9 protein-coding genes are annotated in these 11,831 nt (G+C 37.4%); 7 read left to right on the forward strand and 2 right to left on the reverse strand.

Features of this window, described 5'->3' with window-relative positions; all coding sequences use genetic code 11:
* Window positions 1–108 precede the first annotated feature (108 nt).
* On the reverse strand, window positions 109–519 hold the full coding sequence (locus BW946_RS18865; protein WP_076597639.1) for a helix-turn-helix domain-containing protein: 411 nt from the start codon (window positions 517–519) through the stop codon (window positions 109–111).
* 300 nt (window positions 520–819) lie between these two features.
* Here BW946_RS18865 and BW946_RS18875 point away from each other — a divergent pair, with 300 nt between their 5' ends.
* From BW946_RS18875 to BW946_RS18885, 3 genes are all read left to right on the forward strand, one after another.
* Window positions 820–1,323, forward strand: coding sequence for a hypothetical protein (locus tag BW946_RS18875; RefSeq protein WP_076597641.1), 504 nt, complete (start codon window positions 820–822; stop codon window positions 1,321–1,323).
* A gap of 773 nt (window positions 1,324–2,096) precedes the next feature.
* Window positions 2,097–3,977, forward strand: coding sequence for an McrB family protein (locus tag BW946_RS18880; RefSeq protein WP_076597642.1), 1,881 nt, complete (start codon window positions 2,097–2,099; stop codon window positions 3,975–3,977).
* Window positions 3,977–5,443, forward strand: a complete 1,467-nt coding sequence (locus BW946_RS18885; protein WP_076597643.1) for a 5-methylcytosine restriction system specificity protein McrC — start codon at window positions 3,977–3,979, stop codon at window positions 5,441–5,443. Before BW946_RS18880 ends, BW946_RS18885 begins: the two co-directional genes overlap by 1 nt.
* An 810-nt stretch (window positions 5,444–6,253) precedes the next feature.
* Here BW946_RS18885 and BW946_RS21530 read toward each other — a convergent pair.
* Window positions 6,254–6,391: a hypothetical protein gene (locus BW946_RS21530; RefSeq protein ID WP_170872105.1), complete on the reverse strand. Its 138-nt coding sequence runs from the start codon at window positions 6,389–6,391 to the stop codon at window positions 6,254–6,256.
* A gap of 59 nt (window positions 6,392–6,450) precedes the next feature.
* Here BW946_RS21530 and BW946_RS18890 point away from each other — a divergent pair, with 59 nt between their 5' ends.
* The 4 genes from BW946_RS18890 (at window position 6,451) to egtB (ending at window position 11,826) form a co-directional block, all read left to right on the forward strand.
* A complete protein-coding gene (locus BW946_RS18890; protein WP_076597644.1) occupies window positions 6,451–6,771 on the forward strand; it encodes a GIY-YIG nuclease family protein in 321 nt (106 codons plus the stop codon).
* A 1,324-nt stretch (window positions 6,772–8,095) separates the two neighbouring features.
* Window positions 8,096–9,238, forward strand: coding sequence for a 1-acyl-sn-glycerol-3-phosphate acyltransferase (locus BW946_RS18895; RefSeq protein ID WP_076597645.1), 1,143 nt, complete (start codon window positions 8,096–8,098; stop codon window positions 9,236–9,238).
* Between the two features lie 348 nt (window positions 9,239–9,586).
* The gene (egtD, locus tag BW946_RS18900) at window positions 9,587–10,567 is read left to right on the forward strand and encodes an L-histidine N(alpha)-methyltransferase (RefSeq protein ID WP_076597646.1); all 981 of its coding nucleotides are present in this window, start codon (window positions 9,587–9,589) and stop codon (window positions 10,565–10,567) included.
* Window positions 10,568–10,656: 89 nt separating this feature from the next.
* The gene (egtB, locus tag BW946_RS18905) at window positions 10,657–11,826 is read left to right on the forward strand and encodes an ergothioneine biosynthesis protein EgtB (protein WP_076597647.1); all 1,170 of its coding nucleotides are present in this window, start codon (window positions 10,657–10,659) and stop codon (window positions 11,824–11,826) included.
* Window positions 11,827–11,831: the final 5 nt, after the last annotated feature.

Raw genomic sequence — 11,831 nt, forward strand, 5'->3', positions numbered from 1 at the left:
GTTCTCAACCAATTTATGCTTATTTTTGAACAAAGGCTCAGATTATAAAATCCAAGCCCTAACTTTTTAACTTACACACTTCGTGGGATAGTGTCTATTTTAAACAAATTATCCTTTCTCAATCAATCTCTCCAGCCTCACCATCATCTCATCCTTCTCCTTCAGCATCCTTTCATAAAGTTCCATTTTCTCTTCATGCAATTTCTTTATTTCTTCAATAGGGTTTACATTAAAAGTAGGAGTATGACCTGTATTTAAGAAAGAACCATTATCAAAAGTATTAGAAATAATATTCACTGCCTGCTCCTCATCAAAATTCTGAAATGCTTCCACCGGAATTTTCAATACTTCAGAAATCCTTTTCAGTAGAGGGTCTTCAATAATTTCTTTCTGTTCCAGCAGAGAAACTTTCTTCTGGCTCCAGTCGTCCCCAAGGTCAAAAGCCAGTGCTTCCTGCTTGATGCCCAGCATTTCCCTGAATCGTTTTACATTGCGCCCCTGATGTATTTTATGTTCCATGATCAATCAATATGTATGAAGTTTTAAATATAGAAAAATATTTAGAAAAACACGGCTTAAAAAGCAGCTTAATTACAATCTCAGTTCTTCACCATGATACCCTGGAAACGGACCTCCTCACCTATTTCGCCATTTCCGTTTTTACAACCTATTTTTTTCATCAAAAACAACAAAAAAACAAAAGCTGTTATCAGGTTTTCACTTTCTGGCGAACACGTTCTGAAAATCTTACAACACTCTATTTTTCTATGCATTACACTCGCTATATTTGATCCTGCAAACCCAAAAAAGCACAATATTATGGCACTGGACAATTTAATTAGTGTAAGCTTTTCAGAAAGCGATTTACAAACCATTGACAAAGCAATTCAGGACATCCAGACCGTCCTTACAGGCAAAACCATCAACCTCACCCCGGACCAGAGACAGCAATACGGAAGAATTGCAGAACAGAACAAACTCTTCGTGAATAAAGCCAAAACCTATATGGAACAAAATACTCAGTATGTTCCGGGATTCCTTGATAAAGCAGAATTCGACAGAGATTATATCGCAAGAGAACAGATAGAACAACGCTTGCAGCTATTAGATTCACTGGTAGAGCAGCTTTCAGACACCAAGGTATTGCTGGATCACGATAATTATCACAATGCCATCAGTTTCTACCGAAGCGTCAGATACCTTTCTGAAGAAAATGTACCTGGTACCAATGTGATTTACGAAGGAATGAAACAGTTTTTTATAACGGGACAGACTTCAGGACAAACTGAAACCCCTCCCCCCACTTCAAATAATAATCAGTAAGAATAAACCCTTTTTTTTGAGAGCACGTGAAAGCGTGCTTTTCTGCTCTCACCTGTTTGCTATATTTTGGTTGGAAATCGCAAAGTCGCAAGTCCTTAATTATAATGACGCTTTTTAAGGCGCAGGGATTTTATTTCCGATAAAATTTCTATATCCTGATATACTCACTTGCTGAAAATCTTTGATTTTCTTACGCCTTAAAAAACAGATCAATATTTAAAACTTTGCGACTTTTCGTTTAAAACAAAATAATAAGCCATTGTATCTGAAAAAGTAGGATATTTTTAAAACGCAAAGACCTTATTGATCAGAATTTATGATTAAAGGGAACAAAGGAATGGTGGCTGCACCACTGATGAAGCCAGGTGGATAGCACATGATTCTTATAACAGTATTTTAATCCTCTTACCTCCTTTATTAAACCCTCCAGGTAGTATAGCAACGGTCTCTACCCCTTTGGACAAGGGTCTCTACCCTCTTATATAAGTAGGTGGAGCCCCTTAAGCAACTCCCTCTACCCCCTTACCCAAGGGGGTAAAGCCCCTTCATGTAGGGGTTGGAGACCGTTCATAAAGTCCCTTCAGAGGCTTATTGAAGGGGCTGGAGGGACTTTGGAAGGGGGTAAAATTATTTCTGAGCAATATTTTCAGTGATTTTAAAGAAAATTTACGTTTTCCCGTAAGCAGAAGCTGGAGATTTTTATTATTATTGCAATCTTAATTGGATAATACAGCCTAAGCTGTTCATCAAAATATGAAAAACTATAACCAAAAATGACTTTTACAGAATTAATTGACGAAATAGAGATCTGGGAACCTTGGCAGGGAGAATATAATCGTTTTGTGCCTCAGTTTGTAGCAGAGGCAAGCACAGGGAAAAATTGGGAAGATTGGGACACCGAACTTTTTTATGAGTTTTTTATGCGTTCTGCAGACCAATGTGTTTCGTCTCTGAGACAGGGATATTTTACCCATGCAGAAAAAGACCTTATCAAACGTAGCTGGCCTGAGCTTTCCGCATTATTACAGAAAATTGCCTTAAGCCAGGAGCAGCCTTTATTTGAGACCTACCATCAGATCAAAGAACTGATCCGAATGTATACCGGCAATAATAAAAAAGCCGCTACCAACAGACTGATCGCCGGTTTGCAGCCTCAGCTGTTGTGCACCATTGTCAATCAGGACAAATTGGGACAGCTGGTGTATCTGCTCAATACCCATGTTGAGGATTTCAAAATGGAACTTACCTATGACTGGTTTGAGGACAGCTACCATCTGCTTCAGATGTTCAAAGAAAAACTCAATAAAGACGGCTTTGAAATTGTGACACTTCCATGGCAGGTTTACGATTATTTTCAGGAACAAAATAACCCATCTTCCAAAGAACAAAATGATATGAGCGAAAATAAGCTGGAACAGCAGATCCAAATTTTAGAATATAAAAAACAAATCATCCTGCAAGGTCCTCCGGGAACCGGAAAAACGAGACAGGCCAAAGAACTGGCTGTTCAATTATTGGGATTGAATAATACTAAAGAATTAAAAAATCACCCCCAGTTTAAACTTATCCAGTTTCATCCTAGCTATAGTTATGAAGATTTTGTAAGAGGAATTGTAGCGAAACCTGACGAGGAGGGAAATGGAATTGTCTATGAGGCTGAAAACAAAGTTTTAGGTGATTTCATCAAAAGAGCGTGTGAACATTCTCAACTTATCAACGAATTCCCACATGCTGAATGGCTTGATGAAATGTTTGAACATTTTAAAACTTCCATAGAGGAAGAGTTGATTGCCAACGATCATAAAATACAACTTACCAATAAACTCTTTCTGACACATATCGGAGAGAATTCTTTTCACATTTCCAGTGAAGGATGGAAAGGAGATCGATTAAAGTTTAGTGAGATTAAAAAATTATATAAATATAATATCACAACAAAAGGAGAGACAATAGGATTTGATGATCTTGCAAAAACAGTGTATCACAGAACATCATATTACTTTCCAATGGTAGATAAATTCAGAAATTTTTTGGAAGGTAAATCTGCACCTGTTGATAATAAACCGCAATCTCATTCAGAGAATTATGTTCTAGTAGTCGATGAAATCAATCGTGCTAACCTGTCATCTGTACTAGGAGAATTAATTTACGCTCTTGAATACAGGGGCAAAGCAGTAGAAAGCGTTTACGAAGTGGATGGTAAAAGGGATCTCATTCTTCCTCACAACCTTTACATCATTGGCACTATGAATACCGCAGACCGTAGTGTAGGGCACATTGATTATGCGATCAGAAGACGTTTTGCTTTTGTTGATGTGTTACCTGAATCTTTGGAAGACGATGATAGTATTCATTTTAATACTGAAGGCTTCAAAAAAGTTTCCGAGTTGTTCAAAAATGGTAATGTAAGTGGTGAATTTGAAGCGAAGGATGTTCAGCTGGGACACAGTTATTTTATTGCCAAAAATGAAGATATACGAGCTGGGCAGACAAAAGAAGAAATTTTCAGAATGAAGATGAATTATGAAGTAGTCCCTATTCTTCTGGAGTATGTGAAAGACGGGGTTCTTATCGGAACCTTCGAGGATAAGAATGACAACAATAAAGAATATAACATCAAAGACTATATCAATACCTTGAAAATAAATAATTAATGGGAATTTTACTTTCGGAACATAAAAGTTTTCTGATCAAACGGGTTGCTGCAGAAGAGTCTTTTACCAATATAGCAGATGAACTGCTGCATCTTGATGATGACTCTTTTCAGCTGTTTGCGGCTTTGGAAAGTAAAAAGTTCAACCATCAGTCTTATTCTTTTTCGGTGGTAAAAAGAGAAAATCATTGTGAGATTAAGGCAGATTATTTTGTAGGTATTGACTGGCTGGGAATTACCGGCAGAACCATTTATGTAGAACCCAAGATTAATGCAGGTTTGTCACAGTACTTCCGGAACTGCCTTAATGAAGACGAAGACTCTACCAAAACTCCGGAAGCATTTGAAAGTAAGGAAAAGATGGAGACTAAAGAAGTCAATTATCTTAAAATTCTTTTGGATGTCATGGCTTTGCCACAAACTGCACAGTATTCAAAAGATGTTATCCAAATAGACTGGGATGCAAAATATATTGAAATAGATCAAAAAGATGATCGTTTAACCCCTTTTCTTATTATACAGTTTTTGCAACATTTGAAAATAATTGTAAGAAAAGGACTAAAAAAGGCATATTATAAAGTCCAGGAAAATCTTAATAGTAGAGTGAAGGGCAAAGTATTAATAGGTCCACATATAAAGAAGAATGTTTTTAAAAATAAACCCACCTCTGCTTTTTGCAAATTTCAGTTTTTTGGTGAAGATTATTTTGAAAACAGATTTCTAAAGAAAGTATTGGTGTTTGCAACCAGCTATATTGAGAACAATCCTTCACTATTCTCCTCCAATATAGAATCTGTTCAACATATCTTAAATTATTGTAGGCCAGCATTTGAACATATCAGTACCGATGTTGATGAACTTCAATTAAAACATGGTAAAAAAAATCCGTTCTTCAATGAATATGGAGAGGCCTTACGAATAGGGAAATTTATTTTGAAAAGGTTCTCGTATACCATTACGAAAACGACGCAAAAAAAGATAAAAACTCCTCCCTTCTGGATTGATATGCCCAGATTATTTGAACTGTACTTTTATTATCAATTGATCAAAGCTAATCCCGAAGATGCCCATCATATTCATTATCAATTCAAAACATACGGAAATCACCTGGATTTTTTGATTAGTAAACCAGGCTATGAAATGGTCATTGATACAAAATATAAGCTGAAATATACCAAAAGTCATATTCACAAAGATATCCGTCAGGTTTCAGGGTACTCCCGTTTAAAGAAGGTTATCAACGAAATGAAAAGTAAAAATAAAGATTGGAAAGAAGATCAGATATTGGATTGTTTGATTATTTACCCGCATCTTCACCAGCCTGATAATGAGGAATCTAATAATCCACCCTCATTACTGCATAACTTTTCAATTGAAAACATAAAAAGACAGTTTGATAATACTGATAATCAAATCACGGCTTATCATAAAATTTTTAAACTGGGAATAAATTTGCCTGTAAGCTAGTAAAAAAGCTTAATGACAATGAAGGTTTAAAATAATGTGAATATAATATTTAGATTCCTACGGAATGACAAGGTGGGCGCATGATGATGCATGTAATGATAATTATCTACTCCGAATCACCATACAAACTATCCGCGTAGACTATCCACTCCAATTGTCATTCCGTAGGAATCCAGGCATAGAAAGCTTTCTGATGATAAATGAGGATAAACTACTGTTTAGATTCCTACGGAATGACAAAGTGGGCGCTTATTTGTGTGTGTACATGTACATAGTTACTTGCTTCAGACATAATACAAACTGCTCACTTAGCCTATCCACAACGTTTGTCATTCCGTAGGAATCCAGGCATAGAAAGTATTCTGATGATAAGTGATGATAAAATAACAGTTTAGATTCCTACGGAATGACAAAGTGGGCGCTTATTTGTGTGTGTACATGTGCATAGTTACTTGCTTCAGACATAATACAAACTGCTCACTTAGCCTATCCACAACGTTTGTCATTCCGTAGGAATCCAGGCACAGAAAGCTTTCTGATGATAAATGAGGATAAACTACTGTTTAGATTCCTGCGGAATGACAAGGTGCGCGAATGATGATGTGTGTAATGATACTTATCAACTCTGCAGCGCCTTACAAACTATCCGCTTAGTCTATCCACAACGTTTGTCATTCCGTAGGAATCCAGCCACAGAAAGTATTCTGATGATAAATGATGATAAAATAACAGTGTAGATTCCTGCGGAATGACAAGGTGCGCGTTTATGTGCGTGTAATGATACTTATCTACTCCGAATCACCATACAAACTATCCGCGTAGACTATCCACAACGTTTATCATTCCGTAGGAATCCAGCCACAGAAAGTATTCTGATGATAAATGATGATAAAATAACAGTGTAGATTCCTGCGGAATGACAAGGTGGGCGTTTATTTGTACGTGCATTACCGCTTATTTCCTTCAGACATCAAATTTTTTGTAACTTTTGTAAAACAAATACACAAATGACTGCATTTTCAATAGGAAGATATACCTACTATATCTATATTCTTACCAATAAAAACAGAAAAGTACTTTATACTGGTGTTACAGGAAACCTCCATAGGAGATTGTATCAACACAAAACAAAGCTAAATCCAGGCAGTTTCACAGCAAGATATAATCTTGAATTTCTAGTTTATTATGAAAAATATAATTGGATTCACCATGCTATTCAAAGAGAGAAGGAAATCAAAAACTGGTCAAGAATGAAGAAACTTGAACTGATAAGGAGCACAAATCCTAATTTAGAATTTTTGAATTACCTTTTTGAAAATTGGATTTAACACTTACGTTTCATATGAATTACCAAATTGGATATCGTCAGATTAATAAAGTAAACAGTTCGTAGAGAATGTTTTAATTCGGAGGGTAAAATAAGAGCTTAGATTCCTACGGAATGACAAGGTGGGTGCTTATGTGCGTGTAATGATACTTATCAACTCTGCAGCGCCTTACAAACTATCCGCTTAGACTATCCACAACGTTTGTCATTCCGTAGGAATCCATCCACAGAAAGCTTTCTGATGATAAATGAGGATAAATTGACAGTGTAGATTCCTGCGGAATGACAAGGTGCGCGAATGATGATGCGTGTAATGATACTTATCTACTCCGAATCACCATACAAACTATCCGCGTAGACTATCCACTCCAATTGTCATTCCGTAGGAATCCATTCTGATGATAAATGAGGATAAACTACTGTTTAGATTCTTACGGAATGACAAAGTGGGCGCTTATTTGTGTGTGTACATGTGCATAGTTACTTGCTTCAGACATAATACAAACTGCTCGCTTAGCCTATCCACAACATTTGTCATTCCGTAGGAATCCAGCCACAGAAAGCTTTCTGATGATAAATGAGGATAAACTATTGTTTAGATTCCTACGGAATGACAAGGTGGGCGTTTATTTGTGTGTGTACATGTGCATAGTTACTTGCTTCAGACATAATACAAACTGCTCGCTTAGCCTATCCACAACGTTTGTCATTCCGTAGGAATTCAGGCATAGAAAGTATTCTGATGATAAATGATGATAAATTAACAGTGTAGATTCCTGCGGAATGACAAGGTGCGCGAATGATGATGCGTGTAATGATACTTATCTACTCCGGATCACCATACAAACTATCCGCGTAGACTATCCACAACGTTTGTCATTCCGTAGGAATCCAGGCATAGAAAGTATTCTGATGATAAATGAGGATAAACTACTGTTTAGATTCTTACGGAATTACAAAGTGGGCGCTTATTTGTGTGTGTACATGTGCATAGTTACTTGCTTCAGACATAATACAAACTGCTCGCTTAGCCTATCCACAACATTTGTCATTCCGTAGGAATCCAGGCACAGAAAGCTTTCTGATGATAAATGAGGATAAACTATTGTTTAGATTCCTGCGGAATGACAAAGTGGGCGCTTATTTGTGTGTGTGTGTTTGTTTGTGTGTGCATAGTGAACGGATGAAGGAGTGCGTCAAGATACTTATTGCACAGTTGTTTTAACCAACTCCTACGCCCCTCATAATACTTTAACACCCTTTATAGCCTCTCCCCCGATAAATTTTCGTTCTTTTGCAAAAAGTTTTAATTTTTACCCAACCGCATGTCTAAGTTTGATGAAATCCGGTATTTCAATGATCAGGAAGTCAATGAGAGATTACAGAGCATAGCCCGTGATCCCATGATGAAAGCCTTTATGAATTTTACTTTTCCTGATACAGATGAGCAGGTTTGGCTGGAACAGTTTAAGAATGTTCATTCCATCAGTGATTTTCAGCATCAGTTTGTAGCCTATGCCGTTCGCCAGATCCTTTCAAAAAGTTCTGACGGTTTAACGACTTCAGGATTTGATAAACTGGATAAAAACACCTCTTACCTTTTCATCTCGAACCACAGGGATATCGTCCTGGATACTTCATTGCTTAATCTGGTATTGCTGGAAGGCGGTTATGTAATGACAGCTTCTGCCATTGGGGATAATCTTGTCCGCAAGAATTTCTTAAACGTACTGGCTAAACTGAACCGTAATTTCCTGGTACAAAGAGGACTGCCACTTCGTGAACAACTTACCAGTTCACAGACGATGTCTGAGTACATTAAAGAGCTGCTCCTTCAGGAAAACCGTTCTGTATGGATTGCCCAGCGTGAAGGCCGTACCAAAAACGGCAACGATTCTACCCAGCAAGGGGTTTTGAAAATGCTTGCCATGGCATCCGGAGATCAACCTGTTATAGATTATTTTAAAACATTAAAGATTGTTCCGGTCTCCATCTCCTATGAGTATGATCCTACAGATTCGTTAAAAATGCCTCAACTGCTGGCACAGCACAGGGATGAGGAATACATTAAAGGTAAAAATGAAGATTTCACCAATATCATCAGCGGAATTCTGGGACAAAAGAAACGCATCCACCTCCATGCAGGTGATGTTCTGGACAAAGAACTGGATGAAATTGCAGCCACCATTGACAACAAAAATAAACAGCTGCAGGCCATTGCACAGGTGATTGACCGCTCCATCATCAGTAATTATAAGCTTTGGCCAACCAAGTACATTGCTTATGATCTTCTGCACAACACAAATACTTACGCTTCCAAATACACAGAACAGGAAAAACAGTTATTTGTCCGCAGGCTTGAAATGCGTATTGATCCTTCAGATCCTGTTTCCAGAGAGTACTTCCTGGCCATGTATGCCAATCCTCTGGTGAATAAACTAAAGGTTGAAGAGGGTTTTGAAAGCTAGCTTTAAATAATAAGGTGGCTGCCTCCTATGTTTGCAGTCAGTTACGAGCGTGGGCTGTCGCTCCTGCTGGGATTAACAAAATTTAAAATAGCAAAATGTTAAATGTTTAAATCCTTAGTTTCTTTCTATCCGCTTAATACCGGATTATTGGCTTTATAACCCTTACACCATCTTTCTGCCGGAATAATTCGTGATGGGTAAAAAAGTACCACATCTGTTAAAAACATCAATATTATCATTCTATTAAAAGTAAAATTGTTTATATTTAGTTAGATATATTCAAAAAAATCCATGCTGTAAAAGGCAGGATAATTGCAATAATCTACAAAATCACACAAAATAATACTTATGAATGTACAGCTGGACCCACAATCTAAGACTGAAAAGAATGCTGATCATTTCCGTTCAGATATTTTGAACGGACTTAAAAATACTCCTAAAAAATTATCTTCAAAATATTTTTACGATAAGATAGGAGATCATCTTTTTCAGCAAATTATGGATATGCCTTCCTATTATCTGACCCGTTGTGAACTGGATATTTTCAAAAATAAAACAGATGAACTTATTGATCTCCTTATTCCCGGAAATGAATCTTTTGACCTGATTGAATTAGGGGCAGGAGACGCCATGAAATCCACCTATTTACTTGAAAAGCTGATCAGCAAAGGGGTTAACTTCACTTATATGCCGATTGACATCTCAGGAAATATTCTTTCCATACTTCATAAAAAACTGAGCAGCCAGTTTCCGGAAATCAAAATAACCTGTCTGGAAGGAGATTATTTTGAAATGCTTCAAAAAGCAGCTTCATTATCTGACCGGAGAAAAGTTTTGTTATTTCTGGGAAGTAATATCGGAAATATGACTCCGGAAGAGGCCGAAGATTTCTGTCTGCATCTGAATAAAAATTTATCTCAAAAAGATCGTCTCCTGATAGGTTTTGATCTAAAGAAAAATCCGCATATTATCCTGAATGCCTACAATGATAAAGAAGGAATTACAGCTTCTTTTAATCTTAATCTTCTTACCCGCATTAACAATGAACTGGGCGGTAATTTTGATCTGAAACAATTTCAACATTACCAGACTTATGATCCCGTTACCGGAGCCTGCAGAAGTTTTCTGATAAGCCTTATCAGACAGGATGTGACTATTGACAATACCAGGATTTCTTTTGAAGAAAACGAATTGATCGATATGGAAATTTCCCAAAAATTTTCTTCCGAAACAATCAGGGAATTAGCCCAAAAAACAGGTTTTACCATCACAGGAGAGATCAATGATTCTAAAAAATGGTTTGTAGATACCATCTGGCAGGTACAATAAAAAGAGATGATACACACAACGCATCTGCAAAAGTGAAAAAATAAAACATCCTTCTTTCATTGAACTTCAATCATTAAAAACTAAAAGACATGACCCCAGAGATCATCACAAAAGATATTACTAAAAAGTATATGGACATCCGCAGACGTTCTGAAGAAATCTGTGTCCCACTGGAAATAGAAGATTATGTGGTACAGCCGATTGTAGATGTAAGCCCTCCGAAATGGCATCTTGGCCATACCACCTGGTTTTTTGAAACCTTCATTCTTACCCCGCATTTTCCGGATTACAAGGTTTTTGATCCGCAGTATAATTTTGTTTTCAACAGCTACTATGAGACTATCGGAGCGCGGGTGATCCGGACCGACCGCGGAAACCTCAGCCGTCCTTCTGTTTCAGAGGTGTATCAATATCGAAAATATGTAGATGAGCATATGGAAGCTTTTCTTGAAAGCTCATTTCTGACAGAAGCCCTTAAACCGCTTTTGGAACTGGGGCTTAACCATGAGCAGCAGCATCAGGAGTTATTAATTACCGATATTAAATATATTTTGGGACATAATCCTCTTTTCCCAGCCTATACAAAAGAAAAATCCGTACAAATGAACTCCGGAGATCTGGAAATGCTGAGGTTTTCTGAAGGCATCTATGAAATTGGATTTAAAGGAGATGAATTTTGTTTTGATAATGAACTGGGAAGGCATAAAGTATATCTTACAGACTTTGAAATTGCCAGCCGGCTTGTTACCAATAGTGAATATTTAGAATTTATGAAAGCAGGCGGATATGAAGATTTCAGATACTGGCATGCTCAAGGATGGGAATGGGTGAAACAGAATTCCGCAAAATCTCCACTGTACTGGCATTATATTGAAGACCAATGGATGTATTACACACTCCACGGCTTACAGGAAATAGACCCTCATGCCCCATTGTGCCACATCAATTTCTATGAAGCATCTGCTTTTGCCTCCTGGAAAGGAATGCGTCTGCCCACTGAAGAAGAATGGGAAGCGGCTTCGGATTATTTTGACTGGGGAACACGCTGGGAATGGACAAATTCTGCTTATCTGCCTTACCCTCATTTTAAGAAAGAAGCAGGAGCTGTAGGTGAATACAACGGAAAATTCATGATCAATCAAATGGTTTTGAGAGGGGCTTCAGAAGCTACTCCTCAGGGACACAGCAGAAATACATACCGTAATTTTTTTCAGCCTGATTTAAAATGGCAGTTCACAGGAATAAGACTTGCCCAGTAATTTTT

Origin of the sequence: Chryseobacterium sp. RU33C (assembly GCF_900156015.1) — a bacterium.
In the GTDB taxonomy this organism is placed as follows: Bacteria; Bacteroidota; Bacteroidia; order Flavobacteriales; family Weeksellaceae; genus Chryseobacterium; species Chryseobacterium candidae.